General features: G+C 73.1%; 14 protein-coding genes. 7 read left to right on the top strand and 7 right to left on the bottom strand.

What is annotated here, in order from left to right:
* The first annotated feature begins 293 nt into the window (after positions 1-293).
* Together AB0I81_RS12845 and AB0I81_RS12840 are read left to right on the top strand one after the other, a co-directional pair.
* Positions 294-1,058, top strand: coding sequence for a protein phosphatase 2C domain-containing protein (locus AB0I81_RS12845; protein WP_360654658.1), 765 nt, complete (start codon positions 294-296; stop codon positions 1,056-1,058).
* A gap of 183 nt (positions 1,059-1,241) precedes the next feature.
* Positions 1,242-2,234, top strand: a complete 993-nt coding sequence (locus AB0I81_RS12840) for an endonuclease/exonuclease/phosphatase family protein (protein ID WP_360654655.1) — start codon at positions 1,242-1,244, stop codon at positions 2,232-2,234.
* Between the two features lie 115 nt (positions 2,235-2,349).
* Here AB0I81_RS12840 and AB0I81_RS12835 read toward each other — a convergent pair whose 3' ends face one another.
* Positions 2,350-4,680, bottom strand: coding sequence for a glycoside hydrolase family 3 N-terminal domain-containing protein (locus AB0I81_RS12835; protein WP_360654652.1), 2,331 nt, complete (start codon positions 4,678-4,680; stop codon positions 2,350-2,352).
* Positions 4,681-5,013: 333 nt separating this feature from the next.
* Here AB0I81_RS12835 and AB0I81_RS12830 point away from each other — a divergent pair, with 333 nt between their 5' ends.
* A complete protein-coding gene (locus AB0I81_RS12830) occupies positions 5,014-6,474 on the top strand; it encodes a vanadium-dependent haloperoxidase (protein WP_360654649.1) in 1,461 nt (486 codons plus the stop codon).
* 211 nt (positions 6,475-6,685) lie between these two features.
* Here AB0I81_RS12830 and AB0I81_RS12825 read toward each other — a convergent pair whose 3' ends face one another.
* Complete coding sequence (locus tag AB0I81_RS12825) at positions 6,686-6,874, bottom strand: hypothetical protein (protein WP_360654646.1); 189 nt, start codon at positions 6,872-6,874, stop codon at positions 6,686-6,688.
* A 254-nt stretch (positions 6,875-7,128) separates the two neighbouring features.
* Between AB0I81_RS12825 and AB0I81_RS12820 the strand changes: the two genes are divergently transcribed.
* The 3 genes from AB0I81_RS12820 to AB0I81_RS12810 all read left to right on the top strand — a co-directional run bounded on the left by AB0I81_RS12820 (position 7,129) and on the right by AB0I81_RS12810 (position 10,304).
* Positions 7,129-7,368: a DUF6461 domain-containing protein gene (locus tag AB0I81_RS12820; RefSeq protein ID WP_360655520.1), complete on the top strand. Its 240-nt coding sequence runs from the start codon at positions 7,129-7,131 to the stop codon at positions 7,366-7,368.
* 87 nt (positions 7,369-7,455) lie between these two features.
* Positions 7,456-8,490 (top strand): winged helix-turn-helix domain-containing protein, encoded by a 1,035-nt coding sequence (locus AB0I81_RS12815; protein WP_360654643.1) that lies wholly within the window; start codon positions 7,456-7,458, stop codon positions 8,488-8,490.
* Positions 8,491-8,588: 98 nt separating this feature from the next.
* Positions 8,589-10,304, top strand: a complete 1,716-nt coding sequence (locus tag AB0I81_RS12810; protein ID WP_360654640.1) for a protein kinase — start codon at positions 8,589-8,591, stop codon at positions 10,302-10,304.
* Here AB0I81_RS12810 and AB0I81_RS12805 read toward each other — a convergent pair.
* From AB0I81_RS12805 to AB0I81_RS12795, 3 genes are all read right to left on the bottom strand, one after another.
* Entirely contained in the window at positions 10,287-12,410 is a 2,124-nt protein-coding gene (locus tag AB0I81_RS12805; RefSeq protein WP_360654637.1) for a transglutaminaseTgpA domain-containing protein, read from the bottom strand. The two genes, AB0I81_RS12810 and AB0I81_RS12805, sit on opposite strands and share 18 nt — an antisense overlap.
* A 122-nt stretch (positions 12,411-12,532) precedes the next feature.
* Positions 12,533-13,657 carry a DUF58 domain-containing protein gene (locus tag AB0I81_RS12800; protein ID WP_360654634.1) on the bottom strand — a complete coding sequence of 375 codons (1,125 nt, stop codon included), beginning with the start codon at positions 13,655-13,657 and terminating at the stop codon, positions 12,533-12,535.
* Complete coding sequence (locus tag AB0I81_RS12795; protein ID WP_360654631.1) at positions 13,654-15,810, bottom strand: hypothetical protein; 2,157 nt, start codon at positions 15,808-15,810, stop codon at positions 13,654-13,656. The genes AB0I81_RS12800 and AB0I81_RS12795 overlap by 4 nt, the downstream gene beginning before the upstream one ends.
* 197 nt (positions 15,811-16,007) lie before the next feature.
* Here AB0I81_RS12795 and AB0I81_RS12790 point away from each other — a divergent pair, with 197 nt between their 5' ends.
* A complete protein-coding gene (locus AB0I81_RS12790; RefSeq protein WP_360654628.1) occupies positions 16,008-16,727 on the top strand; it encodes a hypothetical protein in 720 nt (239 codons plus the stop codon).
* On the opposite strand, the gene AB0I81_RS12785 is transcribed toward AB0I81_RS12790, so the two are convergent.
* Together AB0I81_RS12785 and AB0I81_RS12780 are read right to left on the bottom strand one after the other, a co-directional pair.
* Positions 16,721-17,230, bottom strand: a complete 510-nt coding sequence (locus tag AB0I81_RS12785) for a hypothetical protein (RefSeq protein ID WP_360654625.1) — start codon at positions 17,228-17,230, stop codon at positions 16,721-16,723. The genes AB0I81_RS12790 and AB0I81_RS12785 overlap by 7 nt on opposite strands.
* A 38-nt stretch (positions 17,231-17,268) precedes the next feature.
* Positions 17,269-18,276 (bottom strand): LacI family DNA-binding transcriptional regulator, encoded by a 1,008-nt coding sequence (locus AB0I81_RS12780; RefSeq protein WP_360654622.1) that lies wholly within the window; start codon positions 18,274-18,276, stop codon positions 17,269-17,271.
* Positions 18,277-18,403: the final 127 nt, after the last annotated feature.

Here is an 18,403-nt window from a genome sequence, read left to right as displayed (position 1 = left end):
GAGTCGTATCCCGTGGAGCCGGAGTGAGCCATGAGCCGTCCGCACGCGAGATGGGCACAGAACGGATATCACGATAACGCAGGTCATGGGTCTCATGGCACACTTCCTCGGCAGGCACTGGCGGGTGTTCGTCGCCCGTCCCCGCAACCCTGTCCCGCGCGGTGTCCTCCGGCATGACGGTCGATCAGCCGTCAGGGAGTGCTACGACGGCCGAACGGCCGTCAGTCGCGTTCCTTCGCGAAGGCGTGTACTGGTACGCGCGCGCCGCGAAGATCGCGGCTGGAGGGGACCACATGACAGTCTTGGTGATGACGTTTCTGCTGGGCTGCCTGTCCGTGATGACGGTCAGGGGAAGGCAGGGGAACTGGCCGGCCGGCATGCCGGTGGCGCGGCCCCGGCTGGTGGCCGTGGGGGGCACTTACGAGGGGGCGAACGGCCGGCCGTCGGACGCGTACGTCGTGCAGGAGCGGTTGATCGCGGCGGCCCGCGGCGTCGGCGGCACGGAGCGCGCCCACGCGGCGGCCGTGCTGGCCCTGGGCGCGGTGGTCGCCGAGCGGCCGCAGCACACCGACAACCGCGAGCGGGATCTGAACGGGTGCGCGCAGGCGGCGCACCGCGCCGTACGGGCCGCGGCGCTGCGCGATCCTGGCCCGTCGGAACTGGTCAGCACGCTGGACCTGGTCGTGCTCGACCGCACGGAGAGCCCGCGGCTGCGGTACGCGCACGTCGGCGACGGGGCGATCTGGCACTGCCCCCGTGGCGGGGAGCCGCGCAGGCTCACGACGCCGCCCGCCCATGACGCCGGCCCGCCGCCGCGCGTGCTCGGCCGGCCGAGCACGCTCAAGCCGGAGGTCGGCGCGGTGGCGCTGCGCCCCGGTGACCGGGTGGCGATCGTCACCGACGGGGCGGTCAGAGCGCTCGGGGACAGGCGCATGAAAGAGCTGCTCACCGGGGGCGCGTCGCCGATCGCCTGCCTGGACCGGCTGTACGACGAGATGGCCGCCGTCGAGCCGAAGGGCGACGCCACAGTGATCATCGCCGAGTTCGTCACGGCGTGATCGCTGAACCGTAGGTCGTCGCGGCCTGATCGCTGAACCGTCGTTCATCGCGGCCTGATCGCTGAACCGTCGTTCGCTACCGCGTGACCTGCGAAGCTGAGGATACGCTGAGGACCGCGATCGAACCGTTCCAGAGCCGTTTAAGGTTCAAGTTGTGGATCGGATCGGGGACAGGACGGCGGCGTGAGCACGACGGCCGGCATCGAGCGGGCCGCCGCGGACGAGCAGCCGGAACCGAAGAAGAGGCGCAGGCGGTGGCTGGCGTGGACGGTCGTCGCGCTGCTGGCCGGGTGGGCCGTCCTGCGGATCTTCGGCTGGGAGCAGGGCTCGTTCCTGACGCAGCTCATGACCGTGACGCCGTACGGGGCGGGGCTGGCGGCGCTGACCGCCCTGCTGTCGCTGCTGCGGCGCAACCGCCGGGCCGCGCTGGCCGCCGCGCTCGTGTGCGTGGCGATGGTCGCGGTCCTGGTGCCGCGCACGATCGCGGCGGAGCAGCCGGTGGCGGACGGCCCGCCGCTGCGGGTGCTGACGGTCAATTTGTTCGGTGGCCGCAGCGACGCCCAGACCGTAGTCGATCTTGTACGCGAGCACGACGTCGAGGTGTTCAGCGCCCTTGAGCTGACCTACGAGCAGGTGGAGCAGCTCGACGCGGCCGGGTTGAAGCAGCTCCTGCCGCACCGGGTGCTGCAGCCCGAGTTCGGCGCGACCGGCAGCGGCATCTACTCCAAGTACCCGGCCACGGAGTTGCCCGGCCTGTTCGAGCCGATCGGCCACAACATGCCGGCCGCCGCGGTGACGCTGCCCGGGGGCGGCAGGGTCGAGGTCGTGGCCGTGCATCCCAACCCGCCGCTCGGGCGCATGGAGACGGAGTGGAACACCGACCTGCGCGCCCTCCCCTCCGCCTCCTCGTCGGTGGTCAGGGTGCTGGCCGGCGACTTCAACGCCAGCCTCGACCACCGCGCCTTCCGTGACCTGCTGGGGCGGGGGTACGTGGACGCGGCCGAGCAGGTGGGCAAGGGCCTGACCCCGACCTGGCCGAACTTCCGGCCCATGCCGCCGATCATCGCCATCGACCACGTGCTGGCCGACCGGCGGGCGGCGGTGCGCCGGGTGGAGATCCTGGACGTGCCGGGGACCGACCACCGCGGCGTCTTCGCCGAACTCCGGCTCCCTTAGACGCGCCGGGACCCGACCGGCGCCGCGACTCCCTTGGAGACCGGCGCCGCGGCTCCCCTGGAGACCGGCGCCGCGCCTCCTTAGACGTGCCAGGACCGACCGGCGCCGCGTCTCCCTAATCCGCGAGCAACCTGGTCGTGGTGGTGAGCCGTCGCGCGCCCCGCAGTTCGCGGATCTCGCCGGTGAGCCGGATGACCGCGCGCAGCGGCGGCTCGTCCGCCGAGGGCCCGGCGGCGAGCGTGATGGTGCCCGGCTCGACGATGCGGCGCAGCTCGACGCCGGTGTAGGAGAAGGCGTCCGCGGGCACGTCGAACGCCACCGTACGGGTCTGCCACGGCTCCAGCGGCACCCGCGCGAACCCGATGAGCTGGAGGGCGGGCCTGGCGACCTGCGCCACCGGGTCGGAGGCGTAGAGCTGCACGACCTCCTCGGCCGGGCGGTCCCCGGCGTTGCGCACCGTCACCCGGGCCTCGATCTCGCCGTCGGTGGGGCATCGCGCGGGTCCCGTGGCCAGGGCGAGGTACTCGATGCGCGAGTACGACAGCCCGTGCCCGAACGCGTACGCCGGCGTGGGGTCGAGCACCGTGATGCCCTCCGTCCTCCTGCCCAGCGGCGGCTGCAGGTAGGTGGAGGGGTTGATCGCGGGCGAGGCGGGGATCTGCACCGGCAGCCGCCCCGACGGGTTCACCCGGCCGCTGAGCACGCCGGCCAGCGCCGTGCCGCCTTCGACGCCGGGGAAGAACGCCTGGACCGCCGCCGCCACCCGGTCCTTGTAGGCGCCCAGCGCGTACGGCCGCCCCGACACCACCACGAGGACGGTCGGCGTGCCGGTGGCCAGGACCGCCTCGACCAGATCGGGCTGCAGGCCGGGCAGCCGCAGGTCGGCCGCGTCGCAGCCCTCGCCGGAGGTGCCGCCGCCGAACAGCCCCGCCCTGTCCCCGACGAACAGCAGCGCCAGGTCGGCCCGCGCGGCCAGCTCCGCCGCCGGGCCGATCCCGGACGCGTCGTCACCGGCCACGTCGGCCCCCAGCGCGTAGGGCAGCTCGGCGCTCGGGAACTCGGCCGCCAGCCGCTCCCTGACGGACGGGATCGGCAGGCCCGTGCCGTGCCCCGGGTAGCGGTCCAGCACGTGGTTGGGGAAGGCGTAACAGCCCAGCAGGGTACGCGGGTCGTCGGCGCACGGCCCGATGACCGCGATCGTCGAGGTGGTGGCCGCGTCGAGGGGCAGGACGGCACCCGTGTTGCCCAGGAGCACGATGGAACGTTCCGCCACGGTCGCGGCGAGGTCGCGGTTGCGCGGGCTGTCCAGGTCCAGGTCGTCGGCGGTCGGGGGGACCAGCCGGTCGGTGTCCAGGAGGCCGAGTTCGATCTTCTGGCGCAGCACCCGGCGTACCGAATCGTCAACCAGCGCCTCCTCCACCCGGCCCGCGCGGACGTGGGCGACCAGGTGGCCGCCGTAGCCGTGGGTCTCGGGCAGTTCCACGTCGATGCCCGCCAGCATGGCCAGCGCGCCCGCCGCCGCGAGGTCCTCGGCCACCCCGTGCATGGAGGCCAGGAAGGGGATCGACCAGTAGTCGGCCACCACCGTCCCGTCGAACCCCCATTCCTCGCGCAGCAGCCGGCGCAGCAGGTGCGGGTTCGCGCCGACGGGCACGCCGTCGAGGTCGATGTAGGCGTTCATCACCGACCTGGCCCCGCCCTCGCGCAGCGCCGTCTCGAACGGCGGCAGGATCACGTCGGCCAGTTCCCTGGGCCCGATGCTGACCGGCGCCTGGTTGCGGCCCAGGCGGGAGGCGGCGTAGCCGGCGAAGTGCTTGAGCGTGGCGATGATCCCGGCGGACTCCAGGCCGCGCACGTACGCCGCCCCGAGCTGCCCGGCCAGGTACGGGTCCTCGCCCAGGGTCTCCTCGACCCGCCCCCACCGGTAGTCCCGCACCACGTCCAGGACGGGTGAGAGCCCCTGGTGCACCCCGGCCGCCCGCAGGTCGGCTCCGATGGCCTCGGCCATGCGCTCGATCAGGCCGGGGTCGAAGGTCGCCGCCCAGGCCAGCGGGGTCGGGTACGCGGTCGCCCCGTACGTCGCGAACCCGGTCAGGCACTCCTCATGGGCGATCGCCGGGATCCCGTGCCGGTTGGCGGACCTGACCTGCTCCTGCAGCGCCCGCAGCCGGGCCGCGCCCTCGGCGGGGCTCACCGGGGCGGTGCCGTAGACGCGGGTGAGGTGCCCGAGCCCGTAGCGCAGCCGTTCCTCCGGCCCGTCGGCGACCGCGAAGCGGTCCTGCAGGGGTGCGACGTTGCCGGTCTCGCCCGTCTGGAACCACACGGAGCCGAGCTGCGCGACCTTCTCCTCCAGGGTCAGCTCGGCCAGCAGGCTCTCCACCCGCTCGCCGGTCGTACGGGCGGCGTCCTGCCAGGGCGCGAGGCCCTGCGCGTTGACAGATGTCATGGTTGCGACTTTCGAGAGATTCATCCCGATCATTAAGCCGGGACTTTATGTGTCGCCCGCATACTCGTCAAGAATATTTCGTAGAGATGCCGAAAATTTCGGCGCCACTCTTTGCAAGCGTTCACCATCGTCCGTCACTCAGGTTTCCGACCAGCACACGCGCCTTGACCACACACATGAAAGTTTCAGGACCACTGGTCCGCCTGCCCTGAGGGTTAGGGCGGTGTCACCTACGCGCTAGCTCGAATACCTGTTCGAGCGTGCCATTGTCGTTCTTCCTGTCGCACGGGGCTCAATGACACAGGGCTCAATGACACTAGGAGAAGACATCCCATGCCCGGACCCAGGTCCTTACGCACGATCGCGATCGCCTTCACGACCGCGGTCGCGATCGCCCTTCCCACCTTGCCCGCTTCCACCGCCGAGGCCGCCCAGTCCACCCAGGCTGCCCGGGCCACCGGGCCGAACGTGGTGGTCCGGTGGAACCAGGTGCTGCTGACCGCCATCCGCACCGGCACGCTCGGCCCGCCGCAGGTGGCCAGGGCGCTGGCGGTCGTGCACACCTGTGCCTACGACGCCTGGGCCGCCTATGACGCGGTGGCCGTCGGCACCCGGCTGGGCGGCTCGCTGCGCCGGCCGGCGGCCGAGCGCACCAAGGCGAACAAGACCGAGGCGATCAGCTTCGCCGCTCACCTTGCCGCGGTGGACCTCTATCCGGCGCAGCGGGCCGGGTTCGACGCGCTGATGGCCGACCTCGGTTACGATCCCGCCAACGCCGGCAGCCAGGCGGCCCGCACCGGGCTGGCCGCGTGCCAGGCCGTGCTCGACCACCGGCGTACCGACGGCTCCAACCAGCAGGGCGGCTACGCCGACACCACCGGGTACGCGCCGCTCAACGCCCCCGTCGTGGTCGCCCAGCCGCTGACCACGCTCGCCGAGCCCGGCCGCTGGGCGCCGCTGACGTACGTCAACCGGGCCGGTGTCACGGTGACGCCGCCGTTCCTGGCGCCGCACTGGGGACGGGTGACCTCCTTCAGCGGGGCCGCGCGTTCGCTGGGTGACGGTGTGCCCGCGCCGCACGCGTACGGCTCCGCCGGGTTCAGCCGGCAGGCCGCCGACATCATCGCCACCACCGCCGCGCTGAACGACCGGCAGAAGACGATCGCCGAGTACTGGGCCGACGGGCCGAACAGCGAGACGCCGCCCGGCCACTGGTCGCTGTTCGCCCAGCAGGTCTCCGCGCGCGACGGGCACGGCCTCGACCAGGACGCCAAGCTCTTCTTCGCGCTGGCGAACTCCGTCATGGACGCCGGGATCGCCTCGTGGGAGACCAAGCGGGACCACGACTCGGCCCGGCCGATCACCGCGATCCGCTTCCTCAACAAGGGGCGGCAGATCCCGACCTGGGGCGGCCGGACGGTGGACGGGGCCTCGTGGGTGCCTTACCAGGTGTCGTGGTTCCCGACGCCGCCGTTCGGCGAGTACGTGTCGGGGCACAGCACGTTCAGCGCGGCGGCGGCCGAGGTGCTCAAGCGCTTCACGGGGGCCGACACGTTCGGCGGGCAGACCGTGGTCGCCGCGGGATCGTCCCTGGTGGAGCCGGGGGTGACGCCCGCGCAGGACGTGACGCTGAACTGGCCCACCTTCACCGCGGCGGCCGATGAGGCGGGGCTGTCGCGCAGGTACGGCGGCATCCACTTCCGCGCCGGCGACTTCGAGGGCCGTGCCCTGGGCCGCGCGGTCGGCGGGGCGGCCTGGGACCGCGCGAAAGCCTACTGGTCCGGCCGCGGCTGACACCGGGGCACTGGTCCGGCCGCTGACATCGGGGCACCGGTCCGGCCGCTGACATCGAGGTACCGGTCCGGCCGCGGTTGACGTCGGGGTACCGGGGGCCGCACATCGGGGGCGCTCCCGGATCCTCGTCGGCGAGGTCAGAGGTCCTGCGGGCCGCAGGGTAACGCCCGCCCCCTCGGTGAGGGAGCGGGCGTCCTTGTGCTGCGGAAGGTCAGGCCGCGCTACCCTCGGCCTGACGATTGAGCGTCTCCAGATCGAACACGCCCGACTTGACGGCCGCGGTGAACGCCTCCCAGTCCCGGCGTGGAACCTCCAGCACCGAATCCGGGTTGTCCACGTGGATGAGCTCCACGTGATCGTTGATCCGCTTTGCCGCGACGCGGCTGGCGTCCGGTGTCATCAGCAGCACTCCTTCCGGTGTTGCGGGCTCCGCCCCGGCCACCCGTTCGCAGGAGGACCGGGGCGGTGTGGGCAGCCTTCCACCCCGCTGCCGCGTCGGCCACCGGTTCCGTGAGCCGGATGGTGAGGAAACCCTCTACGGAGAGTTCGTTCCATTGACCTCGGTGATAGAAAGGCCGCCCGACAAACCCGACACATCGCCCATAAAGCAGCAAGTGCGGCGGCCGACTCAAACAGTCGGTCCTCCCTGACAAGATCACCACCTTCGACCTCTGCTGGTGCCGTACCAGAGAGGGTGACGACCCCGACCGCCTCCAGCCCCACATGCGCGACCTCGGCATGGAGACCGACGCCGAGGACCTCGGCTGGACCGGCCCGCCGGTGACCGCCGCGCTCGCCCTCGCCGAGCGCGCCACCGGCGTGCACCTGACCAAGGCGCGCTACACGGCCACCGCCCTGGAGGGCCCGACGGAGCACCTTCCGCCCTACGTGTGACTTTTTAACCAGAAATTAGCGGCCGAGCGTAGCTTCCCATCCGTGGGGGCCCCAGCGACGAAGACCAGGGTGTGGAGCGAGCTGCGCGTGAGCTCCGCACCGCGGCTCGGCATCTCGATCTCGCCCGGCCTCACCGCGCTCGCCATGATCACCGACGCGCTCGCGGGCCGCCGGCGCGGCCTGCCCGAGTCGTGGCGCGGGGCGCTCAGCGCCCGCGTCGGCCCGCTCGGTCACGAGGCCGTGCGCCCGCTGTCCGCGCCCGGCTGCTCGATCGCGCCGGACAGCCTCGTGCCGCGCTCCCCCGCCGGCGGTGACGTCTCGATGCGGGCGCAGCTCAACGCCCTGCGCGACCTCACGCCCGACACGCTGACCGCGGACCTGGAGCGCACGTTCGGCGCGGGCCCGCTGCCCGCGCCCTGGCGCGCGGCGGCCGAGCGGCCGGCCCGCTGGCTGCGCGGCTACGCCGCCGCCCTGTCCGAGGTCTGGAGCACCGCGGAACCTCTGTGGCGGCAGGCCAGACCGCTGCTGGACAGGGAGATCCAGCGGGTGGGCGTGACGAGCGTGCGCGGCGGCCCCGAACTGCTGCTGAGCACACTGAGCCCCCACATCGTGTACGGCGAGCGCGGCCTGCTCATCGCCGGCATGGAAGAGTCTCCGCAGAGCCTGGGCGACCGCCGCCGGCTCATAGCTCGCAAGGAAGACCCTCCGCTCATGGCCGGCATGGAGGACCCTCCACAGCGGCTGGGGGAGCGCCGGATTGTCCTGGTGCCCATGCTGGCCGGCCGGGACGCGGTCATCCTGAGCCTGGACGACCCCGGCGCCGTGTGGATCGCCTACCCCGTGCCGGGGGCGGACTCGTTGTGGCGCAAGCCCGTCACGCCCGCCATGGACGAGCTCTCGGCCCTGGTCGGCCCGGTCCGCGCGGACCTGCTCTGCGCGCTCGACCAGCCGATGACCATGTCCATGCTGGCCACGGACACGCAGATCGCGCCCAGCGGCCTGACCTACCACTGCGACCGGCTGCGCGCCGGGCGGCTGATCACGAGGGAGCGCCGGGGGCGTGAGGTGTGGATCGCCCGTACCCGTCGAGCCGAGGAACTGCTTGAGTTGTTCCGACGGTGACGTTACGGTTTGGTGCCGATAGACCCGTTTCCTACGCTCTCCTCCATTTTTCCCGGAAATGAGGTTCCCCTGGTGGCGGACCCTGTAGGCAGGGTGGCATGAGCGTCATCGGGGAGCAGGTCCGCGGGTATGAGCTGCTGGCGCGGGCCGGTCAGGACGGCCCGTGGACGGTGCACTTCGCGCGGCCGGCGACCGGTGGCGCCGACGTGCTGGTCAAGACGCTCTCGTGCCATCAGGTGGACAGGCGTGCGCTCAAGCGGATCATCCGCGACTTCGGCTTTCCCGAGGAGCTGGCGCGGCACCCGGGCGTGATCCCGGTGCTGGAGGTGGGCGCCACCGGGGACGGGCGGCCGTACCTCGTGACGCCGCGCCACGACGGGCTCACGCTCGCCGAGCGGCCGGAGCGCGGCCGGCCGATGCCGGTGGAGCAGGCCATGGGGCTGCTGTGGACGGTGGCGCGCCTGGTCGCGGCGACGCACGAGGCGGGCGGGGCGCACGGCGGCGTCAGGCCCGCGAACGTCGTCATGACGACGGGCGGGGTGGTGCTGACCGGGTTCGCCATGTCGGCGCTGATGTCGATCGTCGACCTTCCTGACGGGACGCTGCCGTCGGTGCACGCCGCACCCGAGGAACTGGAGGGGAATCCGCCGGTGCCCGCCTCGGACGTGTACGCGCTGGGGTCGATGGCGTACGAGTTGCTGGCCGGCAGGCCCGCGTTCCCCTTGGACGGGCCGGGGAGCCGTGCCACGTTCGCGCTCGGGGTCCTGACCCAGGCCCCGGCGCCGCTTCCCGCCTCGGTGCCGCCGGACCTGGCCCGGATCATCATCAAGGCCATGTCCAAGGATCCGGCCTCCCGCCCCAGCGCCCTGGACCTGGCCAACGCCGCCCGGCCCCGCAACCTCCACCAGCCGGCCCCCGGCCCCGGCCAGCCCTTCCCCTCGTCCCCTCCCGGTGCCGCCTCCCCGTCGGTTCCCGGGCCCGCCACGCCACCGCCGCTCCACCCCCAGGCCGCCCCTCCCCCGCCGCATCCCCAGGCCGCCCCTCCGCCAGTTCCAGGGGCCGCCCCTTCCCCGCCGCATCCTCAGGCCGGGCCCCAGCCATACCTTCCGCATCCCGTGGCCGCGCCGCCGGCCCAGGCGCCATCGCCCGCGCAGACGGACGGTGGCCGGAGCAAGGTGCCGTTCCTGGTCGTGGGCTTGGCGGCGCTGGTCGGGCTGGTGGGCATGGTCACCGTGGCCCTGACGACGAGCGGCGACCAGGGCACCACGACCGCCGCCGAAGACACCCGACCCGCCGGACGGACCGACGCTCCGGCGACGGCCGCACGCCCCGAGGACCGGCCGCCCACCGCCGGCCCGGAGAACACGGCCACCCCCTCCGACCGGCAGGCCCAGCCGAGCGAGTCGCCCGCCCGCCAGCCGTCCACGTTTCCCCGGTCGAGCCGCCAGACGGCCGACGTGGCCGCGTACCGGCCCAGGAACCTCAAGGTGGTCTCGGACAAGGGCCGTACGGTGACGCTGTCCTGGAAGGCGGGGCGAAGGAGCGACTACCCCACGGTCATCCAGCAGGCCCCGGGCGACCGCCTGGTGTCGGCGGCGGCCGGCGGCAGCACGCACACGATGGGCGGCCTCGACCCGGCCAAGGGCTACTGCTTCAAGGTCGGCACGGTGGTGCGGCTGGGCCGGCCGTCGTCGGTGGCCTGGTCGACGACGTTGTGCATCAGAGGAGCCGCCGAGAAGAACAAGGACCGGGACGACGCCCAGCCGCCGATCGTGCTGCCCCCGATCACCCCACCGTCAGCCGAACAGGGATAGCGGGGACAACCGCAGGAGGAATCTCCTCATCAGCCCCACCCGCCGCCTGACCAGCGCGTCCACGGTCGCGTGGTGCCGCCAGGCCAGCTGGGCGCCGGCCTGGTCCACGGGCTCGGCGCCGAACGCGGCCAGGTTCGCCAGGTCCGCGAGCGCGGTGAGCGGCTCCCGCGAGTCCGGCCCGAGCACCCCCTCCGCCAGGTACGCCGCCTCCCCCGCGGTCAGCGCGCCCGACGACACCGGGATCCCGGCCAGACGCAACCGCGTCACCGTCTGCCGCCATGCCCCCAGCACGCGGTCGGCGGGCGCGGCGGCCCCGCGCCGGCGCAGGCGCCGCACGGGCGGCGTCACGCCCACCGCGAGCAAATAGAGGACCACCAGGCCGCCGGGCACGGCCACCCAGAGGAGGGACCAGGAGGAGGAACCGTCGGGGCGCGACTGGGCGGGGGCGGTGGGCCGGCCGTCCGGGGTCCTGGCCGGCTCGGGCTGCGCGGTGTCATTGTTGATCGCCTGCTCGATCTCCTGGGCCTGCTTGGGCGCGCCCTCGGCCACGCCGCCGCCGTCGCCCGCCCGCGTACGCGAGGGCGTCGGATAGAACGGCACCCACCCGATCCCCCGGAAGGAGACCTCGGCCCAGGCAAGCACGTCCCCGCCGCGCACCTGCCGCAGATCGCCCTGCTTCTCACCGGGCCGGAAGCCCACGACGATCCGGGCCGGCAGCCCGATCGAGCGGGCCAGCAGCGCGTACGAGGCGGCGAACTGCTCGGTCGTCCCCCGCTTGGACTCCGTGAGGAAGAACTCGATGCTGCGATAGCCGTGCCCCGGCGGCGCGTTGACGTCGTTCACGGCGAGTTTGCGCAGGTAGGCGGCCAGCTTGGCGGCCCGCTGCGTCGGGCTGCGGGCGCCGGCCGTGGCACGGCGGGCGATCTCGGTGAGGCGGGCGCGCTGCGGCGGCGTACGCCCGTCGGGCCCGTCGGGCAGCCGGAGCGCCGCCGGGTCCTCGGCGGGCGCCGCCCCGCGCAACGCCCCTGCGGGGAACGTCCTGATCGCCGAGTTCACCCGGTACGTCAGCCCTTCGCGCGCCTGCGTGCTGGCCAGCATGCCCGTGGCGGGGTCGACCACGATGCCGGGCCCGCTCGCCAGCAGCGGCCGGTCGGCGGCGGGCAGCCACGGCCCCGGCAGTCCCTGCACGGTGAAGCGCTGCCCGACGGCGTCGGCCGTCCCGTCCGGTCCCGGCACCCGGCCGCCCGTGGGCACGAAACCGGCGCTCGACGTCCACGTGACCCCGTCGAAGGTGTCCAGGACCGCCAGCCGCAGGTTCGCCTCGGACGTCGTGGCGACCGTGAACAACTCGCGCTGGGGATTCTGCAACCACGCCGACACCTGGTCCAGCGCGCTCACGCCGTTGATCGGCTTGGGCGGCGGCTGCTCGACGAGCCGCCGCACGTCGTACGGCTCGTCCGCCATGGGCAACACGGGCGCCACGACCACCCCGGCCAGCACGAGCACGGCCAGCAGCGGCGCACCGGTCACGAGCGCACCGGCCGGCCGGCCTGTCCTGACGAGCGCCAGGAGCAGCGCCAGCCCGGCGAACACGGCCGCGTACGGCACCACGGACCCGCCGCCCCCGACCCCCAGCACGACGGCGACGGCCAGCACGGGCAGCCCGGCCACCGCCGGCAACATGACGGCCCGGGAGCGCAGCGCGATCTCGGCCCCCACCGTGGCACCGGCCCAGACCAGGAAGCTGACCAGCACGATCGCCGTGCTGTCGGGGGCGGCGGGCAGGATGGTGGTCAGCAGCCAGCCGCCCGCGTCCCGCACGCCGAGCACCGCCGCCCGCATGGCGGCCGGGCCGGGCACGAACCCGAGCCACGCCTCGGACCTGAAGATGGTCACCGACACCAGGGCCAGCCAGGCCAGCGCGCTCGCCGGAAGCAACCCCCACAGCGGCAACCGGCCGGACAGCAGCAGCGCCAGCACGCAGGGCACGGCGGCGGCCGGCCCGACCACGGGCAGCAGCGCGGCCGGCGGGAACACCCCGTCGAACGCCATCCCGGCGGCCCCGACGAGCAGCGCCACGACCACGACGGCCGCCACCCGCCGCACCTGCGGCTCCCCACCGGGCGGCGCGGAAGCGGGACCGGGCGATGGGGAACCCGGGCGAAGAGAACCGGGCGGCGACGGGGAGCCCGGCCCGGGGTCACCGGGCTGCCCATTACGAAGCCGCGTCAGCGTGGCCATGCCGCAGCCAGCTCCTCCAGATCGCCCGCCTCGATGACGGTCACCCCCGGCGTCCTCGGCGCCCCGCCCTCCGTCGGATCCCCCACCCGCACGAACACCACCAGATCGAAGCGACGCCGCACCGCCGCCGCGTCGGCCAGCGCCGCGACCGACCCGCTCACCAGCACCAGGGCGCCGCCGGCAACCGCCTGCCGCAACGCGTGCAGCGGCGGCTCGGCGCTCTCCGCACGCTCCACCACGGCCAGCCGGTCGAGCACCTCCTCGTCCTCCCCCGGCCCGCCCTTGGCGCGCACGAGCTCCCCCGCTCCGGCGAACACCCGCACGGGGAACCGGTCCCGCGTCACCGCGCAGGCCACCGACGCCAGCACGTCCACGGCCAGCTCGAACTCGTCGTCCCCTTCGTAGGAGGAGTGCCGGGTGTCCAGGACGACGACGGTGTCCGGGAGGTTGACGTCGGTCATCTCCTTGACCATCAGCACGCCGGTCCTGGCCGTGGAGCGCCAGTGCACGTGCCGCAACTCGTCGCCGACGACGTACTCGCGCAGGCCGTTGAAGCTGCTCGCCCCGGCCGGCGTCGAGCGGGCGGTCAGGCCGTCCAGGTGCCGGCGGCGGCCGGAGCGCAAGGGGGTGAGGGGCACGGTGCGGGGCCGTACCAGGAGCAGGTCGGGGCGGCCGTACGCGATCGAGCGGCGCGCCAGCCCGAACGGGTCGGTGCGGTCGAGCAGCAGCGGCCCCACGGGCGTCTCCCCGCGCCTGCGGGTGGGCAGCCGGTAGGAGACGGTTCGCGCCGAGCGCCGCGCCAGCGACGGCACCTCGACCGTCACGGACGTGCCGCGGCAGGTGTCGCGGGCGACCAGCCCCGAGTGCCGCCATCGCCCGGTGTTGCGCACGTGCAGGACGGCCACCGCGGGATCGCCGCGCGCCACCTTCAGCGGCGTCACCTCGCGCCGCACGTCCAGCCCGGCCCCGCGCAGCGTCCACAACGCCCCCGCCCCCACGGCGGCGAGCCCGGCCACCGCCAGGACCGCCGCCTGGGGGTAGCCGAAGGGCGCCCCCACGGCGTAGACCAGCACCGCGGCGGCCGTCAGGCCCCACCCCGCCCTGGTGATCATTCGCACTCCCAGAGCGGGGCCGCGGGGAAGCCCCCCTTCGGGGTGTTCATGAGCACGTCGTTGAGCCAGCCGTTGCCCCGGCTGGACTCCACCTTGTTCCAGACGTCGCTGCTCATGCCCGTGTCGGTGTCGGTGTAGCCGGCGCCCCTCTTCTGGCAGAGCACGGTCATCGTGATGTACTCGCCCTTCGGGATCCGCCCGGCCTCGCCGCTCGCGCTGGGCCCGGAGCGGATGAGCGTGTCCCGGTGGTCGTTGTTGGCGTTGCCGAACTGCGCGGTCGGCGGGTTCAGGTCGGCGGTCGCCTCGGCGCTGTCCTGGCTCTCGCCTGCCTCGTTCTTGGCGCGCAGCTTCCAGGTGTAGGACTGGCCGTTCTGCAGGCCGGTCACCTCGGCGCTGGTGCCCTCCGGGTTGGCGGGGTGGTTGCCCGGGCCCTCCAGGGTGTAGGTGACGTTCTTGGCGTTGGCCGGGGGCGACCAGTTCAGGTCGGCGCCGCGGCTCTTGCCCTTGGCGGTGAAGTTCTCCGGGCGGCCGGGGGCGACGCAGGGGCGTACCGGGATGGTGGAGGCGGACTCCACCTCGCCGCCGTCGTACTGGGCCGCGACCCGGAAGGTGTACTCCTGCTCGCAACTCCCGCCCGTGACCTTGAACTGGAACGGGCCGTCCGGATCGACCTTGGACGGGGTGACGTCGGCCCCGCCGGGCGCGCCCTTGAGGGTGTAGCCCGTGACGCCGCCCCCGCCGGAGCGGGTGAAGACGATCTCCATCCAGCCGGGCCCGGACTTGGCCGTGACGGAGCCCGGCGGCTCTGGGGTGCGCGTCGGGGTCGGCGTGGGCGTAGGTGTGGGTTTGGGCGTGGCGGTCACCGTGCGGGTCGGCGTCGGGGTCGGCGTGGCGGTGACGGTGATCGTCGGCGCGGCGGTCTTCGTCCGCGTCGGCGCCGACGTCGGCCCGCCCGTCGGCCGGGTCGGCACGGACGTCGGCCGCTGTACGGTGGGCAGGTCGGTGGGTACGGGCGGCGGCGACGGAGTGTCCTTCTGGCCGAGCGCCTCGTCGTACTTGCCGACCCGGTTCCCCTTGCCGTCCCGCTGGATGACCAGGGCGGTCTCGCTGAACTGGTCGTTCACCCAGAGCAGCCCGTCCTTGACGAACGCCTCCAGCGGCCCGGCCTTCCCGGTCACCACCTTCTGGGCCTCGAACTTCCCGGCCTCGGTGTCGTACACGATGAGCTTGCCCGTGCTCTCGTCGGGGATGTAGACGCGCCGCCCGAGCGCCTGCGGCGCGCCCAGCTTGCCGCCCTTCACCGCGACCGTCGTCAGGGCCCCGCTGGAGGTGTCCACGATGACGAGCGCGCCCTGTTTGGGCGCCAGGATCGGCACGACCTGGCTCTCGGTCACGGTCGGGACGAGCAGTCCCGCGCTCCCGGCGCCGGTGACCGTGCTGGGCAACTTCATCTGCATCAGGGTGCTGGTGAGGCCGACCACCATGGCCGAGGCGTCGGCGGAGTTGGTGACCAGCGGGACGCCGTTCGCCATCGTCAGCGTCAGCGGGTCGCCCGGCTCGCCGACCTCCACGGCGTTGCCCTGCCGCGCGCCGTTGACCTGCGCGAGCGTGCCGTCCTGCGGCACCGGCACCCACAACGTGCCGTTCTTGTCGATGCCCGCCGCGCCGAGCGGCGCAGGAAGGGTGATCGGCGAGCCGATCGCGTTCACGGTCAGCGGGTCGAGCTGCTGGACGGTGCCGCGCCGCCGATCGACCCCGTACGCCTTGCCCGCCCCCATCACGATCTGCGTGCCGCCCGCGCCCAGCTCACCCATCTGGGCCACTTCGAGCTGTGTGGGGTCGATGCGGCTGACCTGGCCGGTGGACTCGTCCACGACGAGCACGTTGTCGCCGTCCTGCACGACCTGGAGCTTCTGCCCCTCGGCGGAGGCCAGGTCCACCCGGCCGTCCACCTGCCCGGACAGGCCGTTGGCGTGCACCACCTCGCCGTTCGACGAGCTGGCCAGCCAGGCTCCGACGTCGGCGAGCTCGGGCCGGGCGCTGGACGCGCCCGTGCCCACGAACAGGCCGACTCCCATCAGCACGACGACCAGCACTCCCGCGACGATTTCCGCCGCCCGGCGCCCCGCCGCGCTCCGCCACCGACTGGCCACCGACTCACTTCCCGTGCCTGTGCGTACGCGTCCGGCGAACACCCTACGGCGAACGCGACCCGTCACGATATCGATTCGAATAAACACGAAATGAAAGGATGCGTAGACACTTGCCCTTTCCTTGAAGCGTCGCCGCCCGAGGTGGGCGCCTGACTACCCTCGGGTGAATGTTCTCGGGAATCAGAAGGTCAATGGCGGTGACGCTGGCTCTGGCGCTGGCGTTCGCGGCCTGCACGACGCCCGTGGCCGCCGCCTCCGCAGGGGCGTTGGGCACGTACGGCGACTATTCGCGGATGTTTGAACGCAGCGCGGGCCTGTTCGCGTCCGGCTCATGGCAGAACCAGTGGGCGTGGGAGCCGCAGGGCGGCAACGTCTCCCACATCCGCTGGGGCGACCCGGGCAAGTGGCCGCCGGCCAACTACGAGAAGTTCGAGCGCAGCGGTGACTGGGTGCTGCTCGACGGCTACGGCAACGCCGACGGGATGCTCAAGCAGCGCGTCACCAGGGAGCAGGTCGGCGACGTCAACTGCAAGAACATGAAGCCGCTGCTCTCGTTGTCCGGCAAGCAGCACTACGTGAAGTGGGACATCCAGCCGGAGGCGTACTGCCTGGAGGCATGGGGCAAGATCCTCATCCCCGGCGGGACGGACGTGGACTTCTACCACAAGCAGGTGTGGTTCCCGCCGTCGGCGCCCAACTGCGCCAACACCTTCCACCAGGGCAAGACCTGCGTCAAGCAGTTCGAGATCTGGAAGGACAACAACCCGGGCAACGGCGGCACCGCGGGCGGGGAGCTGGAGCTGCGGCACCAGCGGGACAACGTCTTCGCCAAGGGGATGGGGCCGGCGTTCGTCATCCACAACTACTTCCCGAACGACGGGTGGCAGGCCGAGCTGAAGTCGAGCTGGACCTACTGACCGGTGGCCGTGAGGGCGAAGCGGTGGGCGGTGGCCTTCAGCGGGTGGCCGCCCTCCATGGCCTCGTGCAGGGCTCGCAGCCCGGAGTCGTAGGCGCGGACGTCGAAGTCCGGGACCTGCCAGGAGATGACGCGCAGGAACAACACCAGCGCGCCGATGTCGTGGAAGGTGGTGGTGAAGGCCGCCTCCCGGCTCCAGGTGACCTTCAGTCCCGCCTCCTCCAGGGCCGAGGTCGCCGCCGTGAGGTCCCAGGCGGCGTCCACGTGCGGCGGGGCGAGCGGTTCGCCGTCTCCCGTGCCGGGGTCGAGGAGGGAGGCGAGCAGTTCGCCGCCGCCCGTGCCCAGGTCGAGGAGGGAGGCGGCGCGGGGCAGGCGGTCGCGGGCCAGGCTCTCGTAGTCCCACGGCAACTCGCCGTCATCGGTGATCCGGTTGCCGAAGCACGAGAAGTCCCAGCCCTCGAACGGCGTGGCCAGCGCCTCCTGGATCAGCTCCGCGAAGTCCATGCGAGCGATCTTTTCCCGAGCGCCGGTGACGGCGCATCTCAATTACGGGGCGGGGTGCTCTCGCGCAGGACCACCGTGACCGGCAGGCAGGTCTCGGCGTCGCCGTCGTCCGACATCGCCAGGCGCATCGCGCTCAGCCCCGCCTCCCGCAGCGGCACCGCCACCGAGGTGAGCGCGGGCACCACGTCCACCGTCGAGGCGATGTCGTCGAAGCCCGCCACCGCGATGTCCCGCCCAGGGATCAGCCCGGCGTCGCGGAAGGCCGTCATCGCGCCGATCGCCATCACGTCGTTGACCGCGAACACCGCCTCCACGTCGGCCGGGCCCTCCGCCACCAGCCGCCGGGCCGCCTCGTAGCCGCCCGCGCGGGTGAAGCCGGTCTCGATGGCGAGCACGCTGCCCGTCCCTTCCAGGCCCGCCAGGAAACCCTCGTGGCGGTCGCGGGACGTACGCAGCGAGGGCGGGGCGTGCAGGACGGCGAAGCGGCGGTAGCCCGCGCCGAGCAGGGCGCGGGCCAGCGCGGCGGAGCCGCCGTGGTTGTCGATCGTGACGGTGCCGAACGGCAGGTCCCGCTGGCTGATCAGGACGACCCTGCCGCCCGCCGTACGGTACTGCCTCAGCTCCTCGATCAGGGCGTCCCTGGTGCCGGCGTCGTCGATGCGGCTGCCGGCCACGATGATGACGCGCGGGCGCTGACCCCTGAGGGTCCTGACGATCTCCAGCTCGCGTTCCGGCGAGGCTCCGGCCACCGCCATCGTGACGATCAGGCCCATCGCCTCGGCCGCCTGCGCGACCCCGGCGGCGATGGAGGAGAAGTACGGGTCCGCCACGTCACGCACCACCATCGCGACGGTCCTGGTCGAGCCCTTGGCGATGGCCTGGGCCGACAGGTGCGGCTGGTAGCCCAGGCGGGCGGCCGCCTCGCGGACCCTGGAGACGTTCTCCGCCCTGACGTTGCGCGAGCTGCCGTTCAGTGCGCGGGAGGCGGTGGCGACGGAGACGCCCGCCTCCCTGGCCACGTCGTGCAGGGTGGGAGCGGCGGTCATGGTGTCATCGTGCTCCTGGTCGGGGGGTGGGCGCCGGAGCACCGGTGCCGGCGATCAGACGATCGGACCAGACAGTCGGCGATCGACAGTCGGCGATCGACAGTCGGCGATCGACAGTCGGCGATCA

It is taken from the genome of Nonomuraea sp. NPDC050404 (assembly GCF_040655495.1).
GTDB lineage: Bacteria > Actinomycetota > Actinomycetes > Streptosporangiales > Streptosporangiaceae > Nonomuraea.
Note: the sequence above shows the minus strand (reverse complement) of the source record. Positions and strands in the feature narration are given on the sequence as shown.